This is a genomic window from Halomonas sp. XH26 (assembly GCF_024138895.1).
GTDB lineage: Bacteria > Pseudomonadota > Gammaproteobacteria > Pseudomonadales > Halomonadaceae > Vreelandella > Vreelandella alkaliphila.
On the sequence record NZ_CP071889.1, the window covers coordinates 3,308,660 to 3,332,375 of the forward strand.

Sequence of the window (23,716 nt, forward strand, 5' to 3'; positions counted from 1 at the left end):
CTAGCCCAATGATTGGGGTTATGCTCCGAGGAGTGAATGCAATGTATGTATTTGAGATCATAACTCCTGGAACATGGCTCGAAAGTGAGGATCGGGATTGGTCCTGGAGAATCGGAAATCTACTGCAATCAATTAAATCACAGTACTTTGAGGCAAATCTTGCACTGAACTTGTTTACGAAAGCCAGGTCTGTCCGCCCCCCATTTGCTGACCGCGAAAACTGGGAACGAGACGCGCAGCGAAGGAGTGAGATTAGGCAGGAGGTAGAGCAAGAGTATGGCGGGTTTCCTAGGCACGAGCAGTGGGATGAAATCCACTTTGAAACAGAAGTCCGGTTCAAAAGAGAGAAATGGTCAAACGGGTTTCAACCAAGGGAGTTCGAGCACAATTTACCTTTCATATACGCTAGAGCCTTCCTCTACGCTATTGATTCATTTGTTAAGTTCCTCGGGATACTATCAAGAGAAGAGGGTGCGCCGCACATCGTTTCAGAACTGCACGCTCAGACAGGCGAAGTGTTCCCTAATCTTCGAGGAGTGAGGAACACCGCTCAGCACTTAGAAGATAGATCTCGTGGTCTCGGTGCTGGGAGGAACCCAAAGCAACTGGACCTGAAACCAGTCGAAAACAATATGGTAAGTGCCCCCAACGGAGGTGTGCTTATTCTTAACTCCCTCAATGGATCAAAATATGGCTCAACAATGGCTGACGGCCATTATGGGGAGGTTGATGTATCACCAGAATCAATGGAGAGCCTTCAAATAATCCTGCAACAGGTATTGGAAGCATTCGAGTGGTATGGGCCAAAACAGCACGGTCCAAATGCCTGAGCACAACCCGCGCGTCAACGGGGCCGGTTTGTTTCGCTGAGCTTCACAAACCGCCCAGTTACGCCAGCGTTATACGTCTCCCGATGCGGCAATTCCCACCCCCCCCAAAAAATCAACCCTTTATCCCCTTCAGTTCACCGGGTGAGTAATCCCGCCAATGGCGACCTTGTTCGCAAATAGCGATTATTTGTTGACTATTAGCGAACTCGTTGCTATCATTCTTTAGCGTTAAAAAAGGGAGCCAATCACCAGTTACTTGAGTGGGTTACCACTCGCGGAGACGTTGTCTCTACCTTTTGCGCCGCTCATGCTGCATGGGTCAAGTTACATCGATTCATCTAGCCTAAGTGCGCGTCCACGTCGTGTGGTGATACCACGACGTGAAAACAGGGGTTTATTGCCGGTCACTCCCAAGTTCCTTTGGTAATGGTGATCCTGCACCCAGTTCCGGGTGTTAGGTACTAAAGGAGCATAAGCTTTATGAAAGAAATTTTTAACGTTGTCTGGCAATCGCTTAAGGAGCGGAAACCGAAGGAGAAAAACCGCAGCAAAACTTGGGCGCTGATCAAGTTGTTAATGAAGATTGGTGTCGTGGTTTGGAAGATACTGAAGTTTTTCTTCGATGAGGGTGGCCCTGCTTAGGCGGTCCCCTGATTTTTTATCAGAGGTTATTATGATTAATCGAGCATTAAAAACTATTCGCCAGTTTCATGGTTTAACGCAGGCAGAATTGGCCTTAAAGCTGAATATGTCCAAGTCCTACCTTAGTGAAATTGAATCTGGAAAGAAGTCTATTGGGTATGATCTACTTGAAAAGTATTCGGAGCTTTTCGATGTGCCTGTATCGTCATTGGTTTTTTTCTCTGAAAATCTTGAAGAGGCAGATACCATCCCAGAAAAATTTAGAAGTGTCGTAGCTGATAAGATTTTAAAGATTATGGAATGGGTTGCATTAAAAAATGAAGCAAAAACGGCGTAAGCCAAGAATCATTACAAAGAATAAGTCCTACCCCATTCAAGATTCAGTTTTCTACAAGCTATCCAGCAAAAAACGTCTAGCCAATCTATTATCTTCCACTCCTCAAGAGCTTAAATCTCTTGTAGGGGTTGATAATTATCACTGCTTTACTCAAACCAAAAACGGCAAGCATCGGCTTATCCAAGAGCCATTACCCAAATTGGATAGAATTCACTCTAGAGTTGCTAGCTTGCTGTGCCGGATCGAGACCATTGATGGATTGCATTCAGGAAAAAAAGGCAAATCAAATATTTCTAATGCTCGTTCGCACCTCGGTGTGGGTAAGAAGGTAATTACAGCCGACATTAAAAGCTTTTTCCCTTCGACTACGCGGCAAAATGTATTCGATTTCTTTTTTAACACTATGCAGTGTTCTCCTGATGTTGCAGATCTCTTATCTAAAATTCTGACCTATGACGACCACGTTCCTACGGGCAGCAGAATAAGCATGCCGCTCGCATACTTCGCCAACAAGAAAATGTTTGACGAGATCGAGTCTGCTGCAGGTGAGTGTGGGGCGAAAATGACCATCTACGTTGACGATTTAACTTTTTCTGGCGCGATGTTGCAGAAGAGCTTTATCGGGCGACTTGAAGCAATAGCTAAAACGTATGGCCATAAAATACACCCATCAAAGACTCGCTTTTACGGTGCCAATGAAGTCAAGCTGATTACAGGCGCAGCTGTTAAGGGAAATGAGATCACCCCAAGAAATAAGCACCTGAAACAGTTGCGAGGTGAGCTTACAGAATGGCTAGAGAGTTCCGTAAAAGATAAAAAACTCAGAAATCGTGTTTTAGGTAGAATGACGTTTATGGGTAGCATTGACCCACGTTATAAAGATAAAGCTAGGACATTTAGAAAAGATGCATTTAAATAATTGACGGCTTTTGGATTAGGATGCACGAATATCAAATGCGTATAACAAGTCAAAGCACTCGGACGTCGTTGCGCTCCGCCGGTGTTTGAAGCGTTACATAAGCCTACGCTGAATGCCCGCTCTTGGCCGGTTAGCGACGATCTTACTCCAACTATCGCTGTACAAGCGGGTTTGTCCGGCATTACTTAGTGGTTACGCCTACTTAAAACCACATAAACGTAAATCAAGCGATAGGCCGGGTTAAGCATATCCGCCCTGGCGAATATGGGCTATGTACGCGATTACCTCGTAAGCTCTTCCTTGAGCGGCTAGTTGCTGGGCTGTCTGTCCACCGAGAGCCGAAATGGGATATGTTTGATACCATACCCAGGCGTAGGATCGAGAGCCTGCCCAAGGTTCGATCTGGTCCAAAATAGCTTGAATTAACTTTTCTCGCTCTTGCCTTTCGTTCTGTTTATCGCGGTAGCGGGCCCATACAAGGCCGATTCCAAACATGAGTAGAGCGGTAAAAAGAATGCCGAGGGGGAGAAGTATAGCCAAAGCATCATGCGATAAAGATGGCATGTCGAGACTCTCCTTCGGTGTTTAGGGTCCGCATTATGACTTGTGTCGTTAAGATAAAAATTTCCGGAACGAGGGTGATTATCTTTTAGACAGTCTAGTTTAGATAACGGCCTCTAAGCCGAACGTAGCTGGATGCTCTAAGCTCGTCGCGGTTATCTATAAGCTAATCATACTCACACAGCCATGTGGGTTCGTCCAGGTACTGCTCAAGCCTCTTATTGCCCTTCTGGCGCTAGGTTATATTTATACCGGCTCTTTTGGCCATTTGTGCCCTCGACATCACAATGTGGTTTGAGCTGGCAGAAGAGATGCTGGCTCACATTGGAGCACGGCAGCGATCTCATATAACTTTTCAACGGTGATATTAACTTCTCCTCGTTCGACTCTTCCTATATAGCTGCGGTCGATACCAGTAGCTAAGGCAAAGGCGTCTTGTGAGTACCCCTTCTTTTTTCGTTTTTCCCTGATATTTCTTCCCAGCGTCGTTGCTAGCTCACCCATACCCGCCTCATTTCCTTTTGGCGGGACTATCCTTCGTTGCGGCCTATCTAGCCACGGACTATAATCCGCATTTCGTTTTTACCTCTCCTACGGTGATGGTCATGTCGAGTACCCCTCCTTCGATTGAGAAGCGCATTTTCGAGCTCCTTTTAGAAACTGATAACGCTCAATTCACTATTCGCAGCCTTCGTGACCAATACGCACACCAGCATGGCATAGCCGCAGAGCACCACGCTGCTCTGCGGCGTTTTATCTATGAAAGAATTAAAAAGCTAATCACCGCTGGCTTGGTGGAGAAAGACCGTGAAAAACGCAAACGCGATCAGCTTTATTATGTTTTGGCTTCAATAAGAGAAGTGAACTTGTGCCTGGAGGGAGAAAGCTTTGAAGCATGGCACAAGCGGCTCGTGTCTCAAACAGTAAATGAAACAACAGATACAACCATTATTCCAAAAGGCGAAAGTAGCAGTGAACAGAGCCTCAGTGCAAAGAAGGCTTCGAGCCAATATGCCTTGGAGAAAGTGTTAAAAGAAACGCAAAGTGAATTCCTTTCTACACTGGGTGAAGTCGAGGCGTTCTGTGAGCTTATGGATGAATACCCCGACCTTAAGCCAAGCATCGTGGTTGATCATCGTGATGCTTATGACAGGAGCGCACGCTTAATGGGTCGAGTGCGTGCGTTAGAAAAATCGCTACATAGGCTGTCAGGTAGATGAGCACGAGGTTGCGGAGATGGCAAGCAGAGTGCTTGGAGCTAGCGAAGGTTCACTACTTAATTCATAGCGACTTTTTCGTGCAAGCAACACCTGCGAGCGGTAAAACTCTACTGGCAGCTGAAATTACACGATGGCTCCTTGAAGAAGAACATATTGATTTTGTTATCTGCTTTGCACCTACCAGAGAAGTGGTGGCTGGCATCCAGCGCACCTTTACTGTTGTATTGAATCAGCGGTTTGGCGATACGCTTGCGTCGGTAGGGGCTGCCTATACCTACCAATCTATGGAATATCACCCTGAGGATTTTTGGGCGTTATTCACAGAATATCGCACCTTGGCCATTTTTGATGAGATACATCACTGTGCAGGCCATGATCCGCTCCTCAGCAACACGTGGGGCCAGCAGATAATTCAGCGTATCCAAAATGCGGCTACCTACACATTAGGGTTGTCAGGAACGCCTTGGCGTTCAGATGAATTACCTATCGCATTAGCTCGCTACAGCGATCCAGAAGGCAAGCTCATCTGCGATTACCGTTATGACCTGAAATCCGCTATTAAAGACGCCGTATGTCGCTCGCCACGAATTACGCTTATCGATAACCCATTGATCCGCTTGACCGAAGAGAACGAGAGTACAGCATCGGTAAAAGCGTTTTCCTCATTTCAACAGTTGCTCAGTGAATCGCCAATCAGCTACGAAGACCTGTTGCGACACGACGATATCCTGAATGCGGTGCTAGACCTAAGCATTGACCGACTTAACCAAGAACGGAACAGTGTGCCTAATGCTGGCGGTCTAGTAGTGGCTACTGACATTGAGCATGCCCATCAGATCGCCGAGCTTTTGCACCACAAAGGTCAAAGCTATGTAGTGGTGACTAGCCGAATACCGAAGGCGCATCAGCTAATTGACCAATACCGATATAACAGTACGCGCTGGATTGTTGCGGTAAGCATGATTTCCGAAGGAACAGATATTCAACGATTATGCGTATGTGCGTACCTAAGCAGGATTCGCACGGAGCTGCATTACAGGCAGGTTTTAGGCCGTATTTTACGCAAAATGGGCGACTCAGATGATAAAGCGTGGCTCTATGTGATCGCCGAGCCGCTACTGCGCAAATATTCGCAGCGAATTGCTGACGATCTTCCCGAAGACCAGGCAATGCTTCAAAACCAAAAGCTAAACCTACGATTAGAGAAAGCGCGTTCCAGTCATATGCACGGCACTGATGAGAGTGGGTCAGCTGCAGACAATGGCCAACCGTTATCTACAAAAAACATTAATGAGCGTGAGATGCTGTCTCTTGAGCCTCCATTACTAACGCTAAGCTTCTCAGAATATTACCGCCAGCATCTTTTGTCTCTTATATAGACTCAGCCTCTGCAAGATTTATGGGTCAAAAAGTGTACCTTTTGACCCCCTTCTATTATCTTTGAATTCAAATAGGTCATAAGTGTCTCTTTTGGTTATGGCCTAGGTTCAAAAAAAACCCACCTTATGATCCAAAATTGAGGATGCAGCTCAATGGCAACGATCGGCTATCTCCGAGTCAGCTCAAATGATCGAAGCACTCACTCCTGCCTTCGCTAGAGCCACGGAACAGCACGCCACGGGGCACGACAACCGCCATGCGGCCCGTCTTGGGCTTCATCGTCTCGATCATGTACAGAATGAAGACGTAATCACCTTGGTATTGGGCAGCAAGCCACGGCGGAACCGGGCATAAGGGTCGCTCTCGGCGCCCTCAACACCCCACTTCTCCAACGAGAACGGCGGATTAGCTACCACAATATCGAAGTGCTTCAAACCGCCGTATTCAACCAGCAGATTGGGGTTGCATAGCAAAGCATCTGCGCTTCATTTAGTATTCGCCAACAAAAACGGATATGATCAAGGAAACCTCTTTAGTGCATCTCTCAACTGGCGCTCGTTACATGCTGCTGTCAGCACTCGGCTTCGCGCTAATGACTGCATGTGTCAAAAGTGCTGCAGATCGCGGCATTCCAGTACTCGAAATCGTTGCGTTCCGAGCTGTCATCTCTCTTGTGTTGAGCTACTTGGACATAAAGCGCAAACGCTTGTCTGTCTGGGGCAACAACAAACCCTTGCTAATTGCTAGGGGTACGGTCGGTGCACTCACTCTTATATGCGTGTATTACGCAGTATCCACGCTATCATTAGCAGAAGCCACAGTTCTACAATATACGTACCCTGCGTTTACCGCCTTGATTGCCTTATGGTTCCTTAAGGAGCGTATTCAGATCGCGACGGTGCTTTGTATTGGCATGAGTATCGTTGGTGTGATCGCAATGATGCAGCCCAACCTTCGAGACGGGCTACTCACAAGCACCCCCCCTCTTAGCATCTTAGCAGCCTTAATTGGCGCCTTGGGCAGTGCATTGGCCTATGTGATGGTGCGGCAACTGAGTCGAACTGATGATTCTAGTGTAATCATATTTTACTTCCCTTTGATTGCCTTTCCTGTTTCGGTCGTACTCTTAGGTGACAGCTTTGTAACACCCAGCTTGGAAGAACTGGCCTTGCTCATTTTGGTTGGCATATTCACACAGGTCGGTCAAATTGGACTAACTAAAGCGATGGCTGCAGAACAGGCTGGCAAGGTAACAGCCTACGCCTATGTCCAGGTCGTTTTCTCCGCAATACTGGGCTGGAGCATCTTTTCTGAAGTCCCTACTGTATGGACGATTGCTGGAGGCGTGCTCATCATTTCCGGGGCACTTTTAAACACCCTCTGCAAGCGCTAGGCAACCTCATTTATTTGACAAATTTCCGCAATAACCTTGTCAATGTGTCAAATATAACACCCAATTTATGCTGTCAAAGAAAATAAACACCTGACACCCAAAAACCTAGAGAATTCGGGGCATCCATAAGAAGTGTCAATCTTTCCAACCTTAGTGTGTACGCATGGGCACCACGGGTTTGGTTGCTCAGGCAATCGGGCGCGAAGCACATAGCGATGTGCGCAATTTGCTGGGTCAGTCACTTATTATGGCGGCCGTTATCGGCGCGCTACTGATTATCTTTGGCTCGCCGCTGATTTCGCTCGGCCTATGGCTGTTAGACGGCAGTGAAGCGGCGACACCACTGGCACGCGAGTATGCCGAAATACGCCTCTGGTCAGCCCCAGCAGTGCTGGCGAACTACGCCGTCCTCGGCTGGTTTTTGGGCCAACAAAACGCCCGCGTTACGCTGATGATTTTAGTGCTGACCAACAGCGTCAATATCGTGCTCGATCTTTGGTTTGTCGTAGGGCTAGGAATGACCAGCAGCGGCGTCGCCCTGGCCAGCGTGATTGCCGATTACAGTGCGCTAACCTTTGGCGGCTATTTAGTACTGCGTCAGCTTGGCCACTTGGAAGGCTGCTTTCAACGGCAGCGACTTTTGGTAGTGTCAGCCTACTCAGCCCTGTTTAATGTTAACGCCAACCTGTTTGTGCGCACCTTAGGGTTGCTGTTTGCCATGGCCTTTTTTACCGCTCAAGGGGCACGCCAGGGCGATACGGTGTTAGCCGCCAATGCCGTGCTATTGCAATTTATTATGCTCACTAGCTACGCACTTGATGGCTTCGCCCACGCAGCGGAATCGCTGGTAGGCCGCGCGTTTGGGCGGCGTGACTGGCGGGAGTTTGCAGCGACGGTTCGGGCAACAGCACAATTCTCGTTCTGGACAGCCACTGTAGCCACCTTTGCCTTCGCACTGGGCGGAAATTATTTAGTTGCCATGCTGACAGGGCTGGCAGAGGTTCGTGCCACCGCCGCTAGTTACCTGCCTTGGATGGTCGTGATGCCATTGATAGCCGTATGGAGCTATTTATTAGATGGCGTTTTTATCGGCACCACCGCTGTGCGCGAAATGCGCAACAGCATTTTTATCGGTTTAGCGATTTACCTACCAACTTGGTGGCTATCCCAAGGGCTTGGTAACCATGGCCTGTGGTTAGCCTTTACGCTCTTTATGCTCACACGCTCGGCGGTACTGATCGCCTACTACTACCGCTACCGTCAACGCCACTGGTGCCCTCAGGGCTAAAGCCCATAGTACTGAAATCCACACCGCTAAACTCATAGTGCCCTCCCACCGTTAAAGCCCACCACGCTTAGCTGCTGCCAACTGGTCTACCGTAATAGTGAATATCAGAGCCAGCACTTGAGAAAGCACCTAACAATGGATGAAAAATACGGTGTACCGCCGTATATTAGCCACGCATATCTTAATAACGAATAAAGAGAGCACTCATGTTAAAACTCATATCAAAACCGGCAGTTAAGCTGGTCGAGCGCTATTTGCCAGACCCCTATGTCTTTGTTCTGCTGCTCACGTTAATTGCTTCCGTGGCTGCCATCGCCGTTGAGCGCCAAACACCGCTTGCCGTGCTGCGCATGTGGGGAGATGGTTTTTGGGGGCTACTCACCTTCTCAATGCAAATGCTGCTGGTACTCGTCACGGGTTTCATGCTGGCAAGCTCACCACCGGTCAAACGAATTCTGCAGAAAATCGCTAGCACTGCGAAAAGCCCTGGTGGCGCGATCATTTTAGTCACGCTCGTTTCGCTCGCGGCTAGTTGGATTAACTGGGGGTTTGGCTTGGTTGTTGGGGCGCTTTTTGCCAAAGAGCTCGCTCGTTTGGTACGAGTGGACTATCGGCTTCTGGTTGCCAGCGCTTACTCTGGGTTCGTGGTATGGCATGGCGGTCTTGCTGGTTCAATTCCGTTGACTATTGCTACTGAAGGCCACTTCTCCGCTGATCAAATCGGCGTTATCGGTACCGGCTCAACCATTTTTGCCTTCTTTAACCTTGCGATTGTTATTTGTCTGTTTATCGCCGTACCGCTGGTTAACCGCTTCATGCTGCCGGACGAAAAAGACAGCGTGTATGTGGATCCCAAACTGCTAAACGATGAACCCGAACAGCAAGGCCGTATTACCCGCCCAGCCGAAAAGCTCGAAAACAGTATGCCTCTCGCCCTGCTAGTGGGCGTTCCGGGACTGTTGTTCCTGCTCGACCATTTTCTGCTCCGTAGTGGTGGCTTGAACCTGAACGTCGTTAATTTCCTGTTCCTATTCTTAGCTATTGTGCTGCATCGTACACCGCGCAACCTGCTCAACAGTTTGAACGAAGCCATAAAAGGCGGCGCTGGCATCGTCATTCAGTTCCCCTTCTACGCGGGTATTATGGCCATAATGGTGCAGTCGGGATTGGCTCAGAGCATGTCTGAGTGGTTAGTCTCTTTCGCCACCGCTACGTCGCTGCCATTCTGGTCCTTCCTAAGTGCCGGCATAGTGAACCTGTTCGTGCCTTCCGGCGGTGGCCAATGGGCTGTTCAAGCCCCAGTCATGCTACCTGCCGCAGAAGCGCTGGGTGCTGATATTCCACGTATTGCCATGGCAGTGGCCTGGGGCGATGCCTGGACCAACCTGCTGCAACCTTTCTGGGCTCTACCGGTACTGGCGATTGCGGGTTTGAAGGCCAAGGACATCATGGGCTTCTGCCTAGTTCAGCTATTGATTACCGGCATTATCATCTCTGTTGGCTTAGTCTGGTTCTAAGCTCTATACCTTTAAAGGCTCCTTTCACTATCATGCCCGCCCACTCATGGGCGGGCATTTTCAACTTATAAGGTTCTACCATGTCTGCAACATCGAACTCAGAAAATAGCGCCCTACCCGGCCAGCATGAACTCTCTATGACGGTTCTTATGACTCCCGATATGGCGAACTTCAGCGGGAAAGTACATGGTGGTGCTATTCTTAAAAAGCTCGATGAAGTGGCCTACGCTTGTGCCAGCCGCTACTCTGGTCATTATGTCGTCACGCTTTCCGTCGATCAGGTGCTGTTTAAACAGCCGATCCACGTCGGCGAGCTGGTAACCTTTCTTGCCAGCGTCAATCATGTGGGGCGCTCTTCTATGGAGATCGGGGTTAAGGTAGTGGCCGAAGATATACGTGAGAAGCTGATTCGTCACACCAATAGCTGTTATCTCACCATGGTGGCAGTAGATTCAGACGGCAAGCCGGCGTTAGTGCCACCGCTAGCGTTGGAAACGTCGCTACAGAAACTGAGATTCGAAAAAGCCGCGCTACGCAAAAAACTGCGTAAGCAGGCAGAGCAGGAAGAGTTGCTAACTCATAAAAACCACCATCAGCAGCACTCTTAACGCTAACCCACACCCCAGAGCAAGGAGCCCTCATGCCCGCCAGGGAGCGCTACCCACACCTACCTAAAACCGTTGAGTATGCGCATATCGGCTGGGATTTTTTTATTCTCGCCGCGGTTATCATCAACCTTAGCCTGTTACTGCTTGACTCGTTATTTCTGATTGGGCCGATTAACGACACCATTGCTAGCCTCACACCCGGCTTTCACGCTTTTTACGACACAGTGATCCACAGCCGTTTTATTACCATCGACTTATTTTTCGTGGGTATTTTTATAGCGGATGTGCTGCTGGGCTGGATGGTAGCAATTGCCGAGCGGCGCTATCACCGCTGGTTTTTCTACCCGTTTGTTAACTGGTACGACGTATTGGGCTGCATTCCCCTCAGCGGATTCCGCTTATTGCGCGTGCTGCGCGTGGTATCGCTATTAAACCGACTGCATCGGCTGCGCTTGATTGATGTGACCAGCTGGGACAGCTACCGCTTTTTTGCCAAGTATTACGACATCCTGCTAGAAGAGCTTTCCGACCGCATTGCACTGCGCTTACTAGGTAATGTACAAGAGCAAATTGTCGCTAGCGATTCACTAACAGAGCGGGTTATTGATCGCGTTATCCTACCTCGCAAGGCTCAGCTAATTCATGAAATTGCTCAGCGGTTAGAAACAACGGTGGGACAAGCCTATCAACAAAACCGCATCGCTATCATGGCGGCGATTGATGACTTAGTTAACCGAACACTGCGGGAAAGCCCAGAAATTCAAAAACTACACCGCCTTCCCATGGGGCACACGGCTTCAAACGCTATGCAGGCGTCACTTAGCGGAGTTGCCCAGCGGCTAGTGGATGAACTCGCTCAGGGCATTCACTCAACAGAGTTTCGTCAACTGGTTGAGCGTACAGCTGAAACAGGCTTCAACAGCTGGCTGACCGTGGATGAAACAAGCGCGCATGTCACCGAACAAGTGCTTTACGACATTCTCGAAATGCTCAAAGAGCAGGTACGCCATCAAGGATGGAAGGACCGTTATGAGTAGTTTGGTTACCAATAGCAGGGCTATTAATAGCCAGCTCTGCTATACGGTAACGGTCGCCAGCGGTGGCTGAGCCAGGCACTGCTTAATAACGTTCAGTGCCTGGGTTAATGTCTGCCTGTCAGCAGCAGCGCCAATACAAATCCTAATGGCCTGGGGCGCAGGCGTACTTCCCACGCAAAAAGGCTCCGCATTTGAAACTTTAACGCCTTCCAGCTGCAAGCGTTCACACAGTTCGATGGCACGACTCCCTTCCGGCAGCGTAAGCCAGACATTGCTGCCGTTGTGACTTCGACCCAGCGTGTAATCGGAAAGCACCTCTGTCACTAGTTGCTGTCGCGCGGCCAGCTCCTCGGTTTGCCATGCAATCAGCGAAGCTGCCTCGGGCTGAGCGATCCAATAACAGGCAATATCAACCATCAGCGGCGGCACCATCCAACTCTGCGCTCTTAACCCAGCAGCTAGGCGTTCAAGCAGCTTATCAGGCGTCCGCAAGACTCCGATACGCAGCCCACCTGCTAATACCTTTGCGGTACTGAAGACAAACAGCGTTCGCTCTGGTGCTAACTGATACAGCGGTGTGCCGCGCTGCTCAGCAGGCAAATACTGCACACCATCTTCCAGTAGCCAACTGTCATAGCGTCTGGCGAGCGCCACCAATTGCTCTCGCCGCGCCTCGCTGAGACAAGCCCCAGTAGGGTTATTCTGATCGGGTGTCACATAGATTAACCTGGGTGGCTGGCGGGCGCACTGGGCCTCCAGCGCCTCCATACACATCCCCGATTCGTCAAAGGCAATGCCGACCATTTTTAGGTGTGCTTGCTGGGCAGCGCTAATTGCACCTGGATAGGTCAAGGCATCGGTCGCCATCAGTTCACCAGGGCGCAGCAACGTACTCAGCACCAGACTAATGCCATGCTGCCCTCCCTGAGTAATCAGTAGCTCATCCGCATCCAGCGACATACCTAGCTGCGCTAGCCACCCTGCCAACCTCTCGCGGTGACCTTCGGCTCCCCTCGCATCAAGATAGGAAACTCCTCGTGTCACTGCAGAAGGTGATTCGCTCATAGCCTTTAATGCAGCACTGAACGCCTGCAAACGAAGCGGATGAGGCGGTGGCAAACTTAAGCTTAAATCAATGACATCGCTGTCATCACTCGGCTGCCACGCCATATCAAAAACGGTTCTTGGTTCAGATTGTTTGACGAAGGTTCCACTGCCTACTCGAGCGGTTACCCAGCCGTGGTGCTCTGCCTCAGCATACCCCCGAGTAACGGTGCCTACGGTTACCCCCAACGCATCCGCTAAGCGCCGCTGAGGTGGTAAACGTTCGCCTGGGGCAAGTTCGCCGGCCGAGATGGCTGCGCCAATGGACTGCGCAATCGCGCGATAGCGTGGCCCAGAAAAACACTCAAGTGATGGCACCCAAATTGTCATGGTGACAATAAAACCTTTGACGTAAATTTACCCGCTATTATGCTTACAAAAGCTACCAAAGAACAATCTAAACCACAAAATTGTATGGATACAAAATGAACAACGAATGGCTACTGCTTGGCCCGGCTGCGCTTTATATGATGTCGATGACGCTTACCCCTGGGCCAAACAATATTATGCTGACCGCCTCTGGGGCGAATTTTGGTTTTCGCAGAACCATGCCTCATATATGGGGCATTTTAGGCGGCTGTTTCCTGCTGTTTTCCGGTTTCGCGCTGGGGCTAGGCGTATTGTTTGAACGCTTTCCTATGGTGCAAACGACACTCCGCTGGGTGGGTAGCGCCTATTTGTTGTATTTAGCTTGGAAGATAGCCACTGCGCCACCTCCGAATCTCAACGGAACTCAACACGGGGTGCCGTTAACCTTTTTCCAAGCCGCGATGTTTCAATTCGCCAACCCCAAAGCGTGGGTAATGGGGCTGGCGTTGATGGCAGGGTTTCTTCCCGAAAATGGCCAACCCGTGGTCAACGCACTAGTGTTAGCAGGTTTCGCGGAATTGGTCGCGCTGCCGTGCATTGCCCTGTGGGCAGCGTTTGGCAGCGCGATTGGGCAGTGGATCAAAAGTGATAAAGCATGGCGGTTATTTAATATCACCATGGGGCTGTTAACGGCCGCCTGTGTCGTACTGATCTTACGCTAGCCGCAGCGCAGCGCTTCAATCATGTCATTACTTTCAAGAAGAATATTTAAGCGATCTTCTCGGTAGTCCATGGTGGCGGCGCTGTTAGGCCTAAGCACGCGGACCTGCTTGGCACCGCTCTCACTTTGTAGCGTGGGCACATTGGCTTCATCAAAAGGAGAGCCGATAGCATACTGGACCGCGTCAGCATCGCATGTGGTGTTCGTCACGCTAGAAGTCTGACCTACAGTAGGTGGCGCTGGAGCGGAGACATTATCGGGTGAGCCTGCACATGCCACCAATAAGACCGAGACTGGCAATACTGACGCGAGTAATGCAGCTAAGCGGCTCACTTTCTTCTTCGCACAGCGTGTTGGGTGATTCATTATGGCGCTTCCTTGTGTTGGCAAATAACTACCCTGAATGCAAAACGGGCTAGACAACTATGCCTAACCCGCTCATTCACGCCAAGAAGCAGTGGAAATAAAGCGTATTAACTCGCCGCATCCTGAACCGCCTGGCCACCCTCTTGAACGTCTTGTCCTGCACCTGCAATGGTATTGCAGCCCGCTAGAGCGCCCGCCGTCATCAACAGAATAAAGCTAATACCTAATAGTTTTTTCATCTGTGTTCTCCTTAACAAATCATTCAACATCGGGAAGCTCCGACGGCAGCCTTGCCGTATGGGAGTGCTTTCAGAGTAACAGATTTTAATAATTTCGCCTGTTTTGACCTCCCCTTCCCAAGCCCTTGGCAAGTCCTTGGGTAAGGAGCAAGGTGTATCCGCAGCTGCTATGATAATTTTCATTATCTAAAGGAGCACTTACTTGAAAACGTTTGAACTTGACCCACGGCTAGAAGCGGATACCTTACCACTCGCCGACCTTCCCCTGTGTCGTGCGCTGCTAATGAACGATGCACGCTACCCTTGGGTAGTTCTGGTACCCAGGCGTGGCTCGGTCAGCGAAGTGTTTGAACTAAGCCAGGATGAACAAGCCCAGCTATGGCGTGAAACGATCGCGTTAGGGACGGCAATGAAGGAGCTATTTCACGGTGATAAGCTCAATATTGCCACCTTAGGTAATGTGGTCAGCCAGCTGCATATTCATTTGGTGGTGCGCTATACAGATGATGCCAGTTGGCCAGCGCCGGTATGGGGAAATGGTAGCCCAGAGCCTTATGAGCTACCCCTTCAGGGCAGTCGCCGCGAACAGCTGCTAGCCCAAATTGAAGGATTAAAGCTTTAGCTTAATTCCCCAGCAAAGAGCCCTGTCTGGATGGTGGCTCACTAAGTAATGGACCACTGGCAGGCTGGGCGGCGCCAGCCATAGAAAGTGATACGCCTAGTGCAACAATGAGAGCACCGCCGGCAAGCGCCGCCCAACCAGCCGCTTTCTCGACCACCTGTCGGCTGCTCTGTTGCTGCAACCGCTTAGCCGCCCAGCCCCGAGCCACAATGCTTGCCAGCGCCAGCACAGAAACGGTAATACCGGTACCAAGCGACATGGCAAGCACCGAAGCGACACCGACGTAAAACTGCCCAAGCAGGCTAGCAGCCCCCAGCATAAGCACTGCCCCAGTGCACGGACGCATTCCAATCGCACCAACGGTCATCAGCGCTGTGCGCCAGTCGAGCGCTTGTTGAGGCTCGATATGATGAGCCCCACCGCAGCAGTGGGAATGATCATGGCTGTGACTGTGACCAGCAGCATCACCAGCGTGGACTGAGTAAGCTTGACGCAATTGTTTTATCGCCCGCCAGCATAACCAACCACCTAACAGTGCCACTAATATAAAGCTGGCTTGCTCTACCCAAACCACACTGCCCATCGCCTGACGGGTCACCCAGCCTAGCCCATGTACGAGCACTGCCACCATGGCAATCGCCGTCCCCCCCTGCAGCAGAGCTGCCGCAAAAGAGAGCCCCAAAGCGCGACGGGTGGCACCACCGTGAGACGCTAAGTACGTCGCTAATACCGCTTTGCCATGCCCAGGCCCCGCAGCATGAAAAACGCCATAAGCAAAACTTACCCCTAGCAGAGTTAGCCAAGTGTTGGTAGAAGGCGTACGAGAGAGTTCGGTAATAGCAAGCGTCAGGGTGCGATGTAAATCTCGCTGCCAAGCCAGCAATTGAAGGCTTACCCCCTGCAAATTAGCCTGTACGATGAAGACCAACAGCAGCGCCCCCGACACGGTAAGCGCTCCCCATAACAGTTGTTGCCGCGTTAAAGGCATTGCCCCTCCGCCGGAAAGTTATAAAGTAACACTTTATACACGACCTTCCAGGTTTTCTGCTAGTCGCATTCAATCCGCCCCGTTTCTGCAAAATGGCGGCCCAATCCTGACTCTCCCGTTTCATCCACATCTAACAGCGCTGCTTGCATAACGAGCTCGGGATCAGGGTCAGCAGGTAGCACGCTTAAACGGCAGTCGGGCTCACCATAGAGAATCAGCGCCTGCTCAGAGGGTGCCCCGTCCTCTTCTTCGTGCACCACTTCGATATAGTAGGTTGGGTCAAAGACCTGATACTCCAGCATTCGCCCGGCCAATGGCTGAGGCGTTGCTAACGGCAGAATAAACATAAAGGTTAAGCGACCATCACGCTCCAACGCCGTGTATTCAGACACCTCACCCAGCACTTGCGGCTCGCCATTCACACGAACCTCCGTAAAGTAGTGCTGCTGCGACAGGTTATTACGGATGTCGCTGCCTAGCTGGTCAAGTCCCTCTTGCAAGTTGCTGCCTTGAACCTGCTGTAACTCTTCGAACACCACCAAACTGTAAAAGGGATCCATTCGCCATGTTTGATGAAGCCCTGTTGCGATCCCCTCATCGTTTGTTATCACCCTCACGCTGAGATCAATCCAACCATGGGGGTGGGCCAACACAAGGCTACTGTTTAGCGTGCTACAAACGCCTATTACCAGCACTATCCAGCAACTGCGGAGTTTATTCAGTGAGCTACCTAGCGGGAGGAATACGCCTGTCACGGCAACTCTCCTAATTTATGTTGCAGCTCAACCAGCCAGGGATCTAATACATACGGTGGCAGCGGCTGATTCCCACGTAACGCCGACAGGCTGACACGGCTGCCACCAGGTACCTCACTTACCTGCAGTTGCAAGCGATACTCTGGCCAGCGGGCTAACGTTGCATCTGCGCGCCCTAGCGCTAAATCAGCGTGCCGAACGACATAGCCTTGCTCCATCATTAACTCAATGGCTTCGCGGAACGCTTGCTCTGGGGAAGCGCTGTAACGTAGTTCTCGCGGCTCTAGTGGCTGCGTAGAGGCACAGCCTGCCAGCATAATAATCATGAGTACTGCGGTGGCCGTTAAAAAGTGCTTACGTAGTGATTTCATAACGCCCTCGGGGTAGCTACCGTTTGCTCAAACGCAGTTTGAAAACGTTGACAAAAATCATCATTGCTAGCGCTGTAAGATTCACGCAGATCCCCTAAGTGGTCAAAGCGCCGAATATCTCGGGAAAGCCGAATATGCCCATCGCGTGCCAGTAGCGATACTCGCTCTACTTCGACAGGTTGATGGTGGAAACCGCCTCCAAATCCACTACCAATCCCCAGACCAATGCTGGAACCACCACGCCCCAAACCAAAACCACCAAAGACCCGCATGCTTCGCCCATACCCAAAGTCGTTATCATAAGGGTCGTAGTAGCCAATCAAATCTCGCTGTCGACTAGCGGTCACTAAGCCTAAATCGGTGTCGGTAGCTTCAAGCTCAAACCCCCATGCTTCCAATACGTCAATACTTTGCGTCACCACCTCCAATGGCGGTGCGGTTTGGCCAGACGGCCCAGTGGGAAAGTAGCAGGCTGCAGAAGGCGCTGGCTCCGCTTGAGGAAGACGCTCTGGCACTGCTTGGCAGCCTGTCAGTATCAACAAGCACGTCATGCTAATCGGTAGTATTGCCTTCATGAGTGATCCTCTCGCCTCAGATGCGGCTGGTGTGTCATCGAACGCCGCGCTAAGCTCGCCAGCAGCCATTCATTAAGATAAATGATAAAAAATCACGATAAACGATTATGACAACACGTTAGGGAGGTTGTGCGATGAATGTTCTGCTTTGCCCCGATAGTTTTAAAGATGCACTTAGCGCTGAACAAGCAGCAAGCGCCATGGCCGATGGTATTCAACGGGCTGCGCCAACCGCCACGATCCACCTTTGCCCGCTTGCTGATGGCGGCGAAGGCAGCTTGGATGCGCTTATAGCTGCCACCCATGCCGAGCGACGTCAACTAACGGTACAAGATGCCTTGGGGCGGCCGCGTCAAGCATCCTGGGGTTGGCTTAGCGAGCAGCGTACCGCGTTTATCGAACTAGCAGAAGCCAGTGGGCTGCAGCATCTATCCCCTCATCAACGTAATGCCCTGCATACCACCACTTACGGGGTCGGAGAGTTATTTCATGCGGCGCTTGATGCTGGCGCCACGAAGGCGCTGCTTTTTTTAGGTGGCAGTGCCACCAACGATGCAGGCGCAGGCATGCTCCAAGCACTGGGAGCCAAGTTATTAGATAAGCACGGCGACTCGCTTCCCCCCGGTGGCGCAGCACTCCAGCAGCTTGCAACGTTAGACCTTTCCACGCTTGACCCTCGTTTAAACAGCTTAGAAGTTGAAGCCGCCGTGGATGTAGATAACCCGCTGCTAGGATCACGTGGGGCGAGCGCTGTCTTTGGCCCGCAAAAAGGCGCATCACCTGACGATGTCGCCACGCTTGATCGCGCGATTGGCCATTTTGCCGAACTAAGCGCCCAGGTACTGGGTCGCGATGAAAAAGAATTAGCCGGCGCGGGGGCTGCGGGTGGTATGGGATTTGCCGCTCGCTGCTTTCTGAACGCCACCCTCACGCCCGGCATTGAGATAATGATGCAGCAAACTAAGCTACCCAGCCTGCTTCCTAACATTGACCTAGTGATTACCGGAGAAGGTCGCTTAGATGGTCAAAGCCTTTCGGGTAAAACGCCTATTGGCGTTGCCCGTACCGCTAAACGCCACGGCAAGCCGGTCATCGTACTGGCCGGTAGCCTGGGTGAAGGGTGGCAAGCCTGCCGAGGAGAAGGCGTTACCGCTGCGTTTGCCCTTGCCGACGGCCCGATGACACTTGAAGATGCTTTACCACGCACCGCTGAGCTACTCGCTGACCGCTGTGAGAGCATTGCAAGGCTTTGGCTCGCTCGATAAATGGGTCAGCCGGCCAACGCGTAAAAACACGCCCCCTTGAAAAACACGCTAGGCGCCTACATCTCCTTTATTAGGCACACATTCGACGACATATCAGACCTGTACTATGTTGCGTAAGCGATGAGTCAGCCGCCGCCAGCTCACCGCCAAGGTAATGTTATGACGCTATTGCCGCGATGCAAAAAACTTGTTTTGCAATGCTCGCTAAGCGTCTTAAGCTAAATCAAACGATTTGATGACCGTACTGTTTTCAGAGCGGTTACAACCATGGAGGAGCACTACATGAGTGATACAAATAGCATTGGCTTACACGAAGGCAGCGCAAGCCAACTCGCTGAGAAACTTAATCACCTGCTGGCTAATTATCAGATTTTCTATATGAACGTTCGTGGCTACCACTGGAACGTACGAGGTAGCGACTTCTTTGAGCTACACGCGAAATTTGAAGAGTTTTATACCGACTTGCTTACCAAAGTAGATGAAGTGGCAGAGCGCATTTTAACGTTAGGCCACAAGCCCATTCATGCGTATAGCGACTATGTAAAAATTTCGCGCATTGAAGAAGATAAAGACGTTCATGATGGTCAAACCTGCGTGAAAGGCGTACTCACCGGCTATCAAACACTGATTGAATTACAGCGGGAATTGCTGGCAATTGCGTCGGACGCTGACGATGAAGGCACCGCTGCACAAGCCGGTGACTATATTCGCGAGCAGGAAAAAACCGTATGGATGCTCAACGCTTACCTGAGCAAATAACGCGATGCTTACCTCGCTGATGGCTAACGTAGACAGTGGGTAGGCACTAACCAAAACGGCACCCTATACGGGTGCCGTTTTTTATGGCGATTTGTCTAACGAGAGTTCGCCAAGGTTTCGATGAAATCGCGTAGCATCTCCCAGAACTCCGCCACTGAGGCAATTTCCACTCGTTCGGCCGGCGAATGCGCACCGCGAATCAGCGGGCCAAACGAAATCATGTCTAGCTGTGGGTATTTACTTCCCAGGATGCCGCATTCAAGGCCGGCATGAATCACCTTGACCTCGGGTTCACGGCCCATTAATGCAGCATGCCGAGCGTTAAAGGTAGCAAGCAAGGGGCTTTGTGGGTTAGGCACCCAACCTGGGTAGCCATTTTCCACTTTCACTCTAGCGCCCATCAGGCCAAATAGCGCCTGAAAACGTCCCGCCATCGCGTCAGTGGCACTGTCATGCAGTGAACGCACCAGTGCACAAAGGTGGAAACGTCCGTTTTCCACGCTTAATACACCTAAATTGTTCGAAGTTTCCACTACCCCCGGCACATCAGCACTCATGCGTTCGACTCCACAGGGGGCCGCGTGCAGCGCAGCCAGCAGCATCGCACTGGCGTCCCGCGTTAGTGGTTCAGCGTCAGCCCGCTCCACACGCTCAGCAGTAAGCGCCATATTGCTATCGCCACTGCCCAATTCAGCTTTTAGCGTATCAGCAAGCGTTTCCACCATCGCCAGCGCGGCGTCAAGCTCATCAGTAGGCAGGGCAATTTGCGCAAACGCCTCGCGGGGGATGGCATTACGTAGTGTGCCGCCATGGTAATTAATCAGCCGCGCACCAAAGGCTTCCAATGCCCACAGCACGCGGACTAGCAAGCGGTTCGCGTTGCCCAGGGGTTTATCAATATCCATCCCCGAGTGGCCGCCTTTTAGCCCCGTCAGCGCCAGCGAAACCACCTGCTCATTGTCTTGCAGCGCCGTGCTGGGGAGCTGCGCATTCACTACTACGTCAGCGCCTCCCGCACAGCCGATATAAACTTGCCCGCGATCTTCACTGTCTAAATTGAGCAGCAATGATCCTTCCAGCCAATTTTCAGCAAGATTGAGCGCGCCCCCCATAGAGGTCTCTTCCTCTAGCGTAAACAGTGCTTCTAACGGGCCATGCGTAAGCGCAGAGTCTTCCAATACTGCCAGAATAGCGGCGACACCAAGGCCATTATCAGCACCTAGTGTGGTGCCATCAGCAAATAGCCAACCGTCTTTTTCATACGTCTGAATAGGGTCGCGGGTAAAATTGTGGTCATGGCCTGCGTTAGCTTGCGCCACCATATCTAGATGGCCCTGCAGCACGATGCCTGGCGCGCTTTCACAGCCGGGCGTGGCTGGCTTGCAAATGCGCAAGTTGCCAAACTCATCACGGTCGTGGGGTAGCCCCTGGGAATCTGCCCAGGCCTCCAGCGTCGCCACCAGCGCGGCCTCATGACCAGAGGGACGCGGCGTATTACATAGTGTGCGAAAGTGCTGCCACACTAAACGTGGCTCGAGGGCTTCTAGATGTACGTTCATGGAAACTCTTCATTATCGATAACCAGTTTACTTTACCCCTCCGGGCTACTGGGGAAAAGCGTGCGCTGTTCAATAATTTGTTGAGTCGCGCGACGAATCAGCCGCACTGACTCACCGTGTGCCTTTGCTAACGGCTGGTTTTGGAAGGCCCAGGTAATCAACTGCTGGTGGGCTATTTGCGCCTCTTGCCCTAACGGCCAATGGCTAGCCTCTCTGGCCAGCGCCTGAAGCGACGTCCTTGCCAAGGCAGGGTCGCGGTGCGCATACGCCACATCGTCCACCGCCTGAATCTCAGCGTTGCTAAGCGGCAAACGAGGCAAGGACGGCAACAGTAACGCGACGATCGGCGCGGGCAGTGTCGCTAGCTCAAAGGCCAATAGCGTTATCAATGAGGCCGCAAAGGTATCACGCAGCGTCGTCAGCACTGCGTGCCCTTCGCTGGTCAGCGCGCGCGCCACCATAATCGCGTACTCGCCGGTAGCCGTTTCTCGAGAGATGCCTAAACGAACAGGCGCAAACCCGAGCGCCAGCCAAAAACGCAGCAACGATGCTTCGGCACCAAAGGTAGCCCCGTAAAGCGCGATACCCTGCTGACGAGCGTTAGCTATATCCTCTTCTAACAACCGGCGCCCTAACCCTTCACGCCGCCGCTCTGGATGAGCAGCAATGCGCGCTACTCGCCGCCAGCGAGAGGTTAACGCCTCACGACTGCCACTGTGAGCCGCCAACGACTGGGCCAGTAGATGGCCTTGAGGGCGTCGCTCACCACGAGCCACTTGCTCAGCAAGTGCGGCATTAAAGCCACCCTCTTCACGGGTCACCAAAACGGCCTGCGGCTCTTTTGATGCGATGATTGTGCGAATGGCGGTACCAGGGCCATCTAATAGTTGGCGCAAGTCACTAGGCGTGGTGCGATAGTGGGACTGCACCAGCAAGCCAAACAATTTCGCTAACAACTCACGCTGCTTGGCTAACTGCGTCTGAGTCAACACCATAGAGGCAGCCTGACAATGAGTACTGGCGTGTGCCTCAGGCAACTGAGCCTCAGGTAGCGGAGCATTGAGCAGCAGCAACACTTGGATAGTCGCTTCTAAAGGATCTCCCACTGACCAGCGAACAGGGGTATCTAACGGTAACTCTCGCCATTGAGGAGCTGTTCGATTGAGCACCTCGCGAAAACGTAGTGCAAAACCGCGCCCTGACCCTTCATAGCCATGCACAGTAGTTGCAAACGCGATACGTGGAAATGCAGCAAGCCAGTGAGCTAACATTGCCGCAGGAATGGCCGCTGCCTCGTCGACGAGTAAATAGCTGCCGCTACCGCCGAGTCTTGCCTGATCAACCTGTTCGTTAAGCGCATCAGGCGCAAGGAAACACAGCGAGCTACCGCTCGGCAGTTCAAACCGCGCTGAGCTGAGGCGTTGACCTTCCGGACATAGCGCTACTACGCGCGCAAACAAGCTTTCCACTGAACTGAGTCGAGGTGCAGTCACCACCAGTTGCGTCACGCTTTTTTGTAGCAGGCGAGCGCAAGCAATCCCCAATGCAGCGCTTTTACCCCGCCCACGATCCGCGGTAATAACCAATGGCCGGCGACGCTTTAGTTTTACTAGCGCATTCACTGCACGAGCCTGATCAGCCGTCAAACAGTCTGCGTCGTCAAACGGAGCCGCACGCGAGTCTCGAATAGACAGCCTGGGCAGCATGAGGCTACCGTCTACCTCCCAGCGAACAATAGTGCTCTCACCCGTCAGCTGAAACGCTAACCGTTTAAGGTAATGAGCGCTCAGCGAATCCCAACGCCACGGATAATCGGCAAAGCGGGCATAATCAGGATCAGGCTGTTCACCCCAGTTGCTGGGCGTAATAATCACCAATAACCCACCAGCACTCACGGTACCCGCTAATGCGCCTAGCGCATCTGGATCTAATCCTTGGCTACCACTAGCGTCTAGGACGATTAGCTGATGCTCCGCACCTAGCCGTGTGCGAGCTTTACTGGCTGGTAAACATGGCGCCACTGGCGTTTCATGCTCAGCGCCCACCCACAGCGGTGCCTGCCACATTTGCTCTTCCCACAACAGTTGCGCCTGCTGGCGGGCCTTATCAGGCGACCCATATAGCCATACCAGCGCCCGCCAACGACGGCGCTGCAAGCGGGTGGCATGATGAACCAAGGCTGATGCTTGCTTAATGACAGCGTTGGGTTTGTCAACGCGACAGCCTGCTCGCATAGCAACTCCTGAGATTGTCTTTTATTTACAACTTTGGTTGTAGATCAGCGTAATTTTCAACGCTCTTAGAGCTAACCATAAGGTTAAGAAAGTTACTAAAAAATATACAAATAATTG

General features: G+C 51.6%; 25 protein-coding genes and 2 pseudogenes. 15 read left to right on the forward strand and 12 right to left on the reverse strand.

All coding sequences use genetic code 11. The annotated features are described in order from the left end of the window. Positions 1-41 precede the first annotated feature (41 nt). From J4377_RS15165 to J4377_RS15180, 4 genes are all read left to right on the forward strand, one after another. A complete protein-coding gene (locus J4377_RS15165) occupies positions 42-830 on the forward strand; it encodes a hypothetical protein (RefSeq protein ID WP_253486070.1) in 789 nt (262 codons plus the stop codon). 480 nt (positions 831-1,310) lie between these two features. Then, positions 1,311-1,472 (forward strand): hypothetical protein, encoded by a 162-nt coding sequence (locus J4377_RS15170; RefSeq protein WP_253486071.1) that lies wholly within the window; start codon positions 1,311-1,313, stop codon positions 1,470-1,472. 31 nt (positions 1,473-1,503) lie between these two features. After that, positions 1,504-1,809 carry a helix-turn-helix domain-containing protein gene (locus tag J4377_RS15175; RefSeq protein WP_253486072.1) on the forward strand — a complete coding sequence of 102 codons (306 nt, stop codon included), beginning with the start codon at positions 1,504-1,506 and terminating at the stop codon, positions 1,807-1,809. Then, positions 1,790-2,728 carry a reverse transcriptase family protein gene (locus J4377_RS15180; protein ID WP_253486073.1) on the forward strand — a complete coding sequence of 313 codons (939 nt, stop codon included), beginning with the start codon at positions 1,790-1,792 and terminating at the stop codon, positions 2,726-2,728. The genes J4377_RS15175 and J4377_RS15180 overlap by 20 nt, the downstream gene beginning before the upstream one ends. Positions 2,729-2,968: 240 nt before the next feature. Here J4377_RS15180 and J4377_RS15185 read toward each other — a convergent pair whose 3' ends face one another. Together J4377_RS15185 and J4377_RS15190 are read right to left on the reverse strand one after the other, a co-directional pair. Further along, the gene (locus tag J4377_RS15185) at positions 2,969-3,292 is read right to left on the reverse strand and encodes a hypothetical protein (protein ID WP_253486074.1); all 324 of its coding nucleotides are present in this window, start codon (positions 3,290-3,292) and stop codon (positions 2,969-2,971) included. A 279-nt stretch (positions 3,293-3,571) separates the two neighbouring features. Then, the gene (locus tag J4377_RS15190; RefSeq protein ID WP_253486075.1) at positions 3,572-3,793 is read right to left on the reverse strand and encodes a helix-turn-helix domain-containing protein; all 222 of its coding nucleotides are present in this window, start codon (positions 3,791-3,793) and stop codon (positions 3,572-3,574) included. Between the two features lie 17 nt (positions 3,794-3,810). Between J4377_RS15190 and J4377_RS15195 the strand changes: the two genes are divergently transcribed. After that, a complete protein-coding gene (locus J4377_RS15195) occupies positions 3,811-4,509 on the forward strand; it encodes a hypothetical protein (protein ID WP_253486076.1) in 699 nt (232 codons plus the stop codon). Next, positions 4,506-5,888: a DEAD/DEAH box helicase gene (locus J4377_RS15200; protein WP_253486077.1), complete on the forward strand. Its 1,383-nt coding sequence runs from the start codon at positions 4,506-4,508 to the stop codon at positions 5,886-5,888. Before J4377_RS15195 ends, J4377_RS15200 begins: the two co-directional genes overlap by 4 nt. A gap of 178 nt (positions 5,889-6,066) precedes the next feature. Here the strand turns inward: J4377_RS15200 and J4377_RS18925 are convergent. Continuing rightward, positions 6,067-6,305, reverse strand: a pseudogene (locus J4377_RS18925) (N-6 DNA methylase). Between the two features lie 98 nt (positions 6,306-6,403). Here J4377_RS18925 and J4377_RS15215 point away from each other — a divergent pair. The 5 genes and pseudogenes from J4377_RS15215 (at position 6,404) to J4377_RS15235 (ending at position 11,732) form a co-directional block, all read left to right on the forward strand. Continuing rightward, positions 6,404-7,282 carry a DMT family transporter gene (locus J4377_RS15215; RefSeq protein ID WP_253486080.1) on the forward strand — a complete coding sequence of 293 codons (879 nt, stop codon included), beginning with the start codon at positions 6,404-6,406 and terminating at the stop codon, positions 7,280-7,282. A 157-nt stretch (positions 7,283-7,439) separates the two neighbouring features. Further along, positions 7,440-8,570 (forward strand): annotated as a pseudogene (locus tag J4377_RS15220) (MATE family efflux transporter); the annotation flags it as partial. 206 nt (positions 8,571-8,776) lie between these two features. After that, entirely contained in the window at positions 8,777-10,087 is a 1,311-nt protein-coding gene (locus tag J4377_RS15225) for a short-chain fatty acid transporter (protein WP_231658478.1), read from the forward strand. A gap of 80 nt (positions 10,088-10,167) precedes the next feature. Next, entirely contained in the window at positions 10,168-10,695 is a 528-nt protein-coding gene (locus J4377_RS15230) for an acyl-CoA thioesterase (protein WP_038478207.1), read from the forward strand. Between the two features lie 32 nt (positions 10,696-10,727). Continuing rightward, entirely contained in the window at positions 10,728-11,732 is a 1,005-nt protein-coding gene (locus J4377_RS15235; protein ID WP_038478210.1) for a hypothetical protein, read from the forward strand. A gap of 39 nt (positions 11,733-11,771) precedes the next feature. On the opposite strand, the gene J4377_RS15240 is transcribed toward J4377_RS15235, so the two are convergent. Next, complete coding sequence (locus J4377_RS15240; protein WP_253486081.1) at positions 11,772-13,166, reverse strand: PLP-dependent aminotransferase family protein; 1,395 nt, start codon at positions 13,164-13,166, stop codon at positions 11,772-11,774. Positions 13,167-13,261: 95 nt separating this feature from the next. Between J4377_RS15240 and J4377_RS15245 the strand changes: the two genes are divergently transcribed. Further along, the gene (locus tag J4377_RS15245) at positions 13,262-13,867 is read left to right on the forward strand and encodes a LysE family translocator (protein WP_253486082.1); all 606 of its coding nucleotides are present in this window, start codon (positions 13,262-13,264) and stop codon (positions 13,865-13,867) included. Here the strand turns inward: J4377_RS15245 and J4377_RS15250 are convergent. Next, entirely contained in the window at positions 13,864-14,232 is a 369-nt protein-coding gene (locus tag J4377_RS15250; RefSeq protein ID WP_095604490.1) for an I78 family peptidase inhibitor, read from the reverse strand. The two genes, J4377_RS15245 and J4377_RS15250, sit on opposite strands and share 4 nt — an antisense overlap. Positions 14,233-14,339: 107 nt before the next feature. Continuing rightward, positions 14,340-14,471 (reverse strand): entericidin A/B family lipoprotein, encoded by a 132-nt coding sequence (locus J4377_RS15255; protein ID WP_038478218.1) that lies wholly within the window; start codon positions 14,469-14,471, stop codon positions 14,340-14,342. A gap of 202 nt (positions 14,472-14,673) precedes the next feature. Between J4377_RS15255 and J4377_RS15260 the strand changes: the two genes are divergently transcribed. Further along, entirely contained in the window at positions 14,674-15,093 is a 420-nt protein-coding gene (locus J4377_RS15260) for an HIT domain-containing protein (protein ID WP_038478220.1), read from the forward strand. A gap of 1 nt (position 15,094) precedes the next feature. Here J4377_RS15260 and J4377_RS15265 read toward each other — a convergent pair whose 3' ends face one another. From J4377_RS15265 to J4377_RS15280, 4 genes are read right to left on the reverse strand one after another with little or no spacing between them, the layout of a single operon-like run. Next, on the reverse strand, positions 15,095-16,081 hold the full coding sequence (locus J4377_RS15265) for a nickel/cobalt transporter (RefSeq protein WP_038478222.1): 987 nt from the start codon (positions 16,079-16,081) through the stop codon (positions 15,095-15,097). Between the two features lie 59 nt (positions 16,082-16,140). Next, positions 16,141-16,779, reverse strand: a complete 639-nt coding sequence (locus tag J4377_RS15270) for a DUF1007 family protein (protein WP_253488158.1) — start codon at positions 16,777-16,779, stop codon at positions 16,141-16,143. Positions 16,780-16,832: 53 nt separating this feature from the next. Next, entirely contained in the window at positions 16,833-17,207 is a 375-nt protein-coding gene (locus J4377_RS15275) for a hypothetical protein (protein WP_038478224.1), read from the reverse strand. Then, entirely contained in the window at positions 17,204-17,782 is a 579-nt protein-coding gene (locus tag J4377_RS15280; RefSeq protein WP_038478226.1) for a hypothetical protein, read from the reverse strand. Before J4377_RS15280 ends, J4377_RS15275 begins: the two co-directional genes overlap by 4 nt. A 134-nt stretch (positions 17,783-17,916) precedes the next feature. Between J4377_RS15280 and J4377_RS15285 the strand changes: the two genes are divergently transcribed. Further along, positions 17,917-19,047 (forward strand): glycerate kinase, encoded by a 1,131-nt coding sequence (locus J4377_RS15285; protein ID WP_120386342.1) that lies wholly within the window; start codon positions 17,917-17,919, stop codon positions 19,045-19,047. Between the two features lie 282 nt (positions 19,048-19,329). Continuing rightward, positions 19,330-19,806 carry a Dps family protein gene (locus J4377_RS15290; protein WP_009724882.1) on the forward strand — a complete coding sequence of 159 codons (477 nt, stop codon included), beginning with the start codon at positions 19,330-19,332 and terminating at the stop codon, positions 19,804-19,806. 95 nt (positions 19,807-19,901) lie between these two features. On the opposite strand, the gene J4377_RS15295 is transcribed toward J4377_RS15290, so the two are convergent. Continuing rightward, positions 19,902-21,365: an aminoacyl-histidine dipeptidase gene (locus tag J4377_RS15295; protein WP_253486083.1), complete on the reverse strand. Its 1,464-nt coding sequence runs from the start codon at positions 21,363-21,365 to the stop codon at positions 19,902-19,904. Positions 21,366-21,397: 32 nt separating this feature from the next. Further along, entirely contained in the window at positions 21,398-23,599 is a 2,202-nt protein-coding gene (locus J4377_RS15300) for a GNAT family N-acetyltransferase (RefSeq protein ID WP_253486084.1), read from the reverse strand. Positions 23,600-23,716 lie beyond the last annotated feature (117 nt).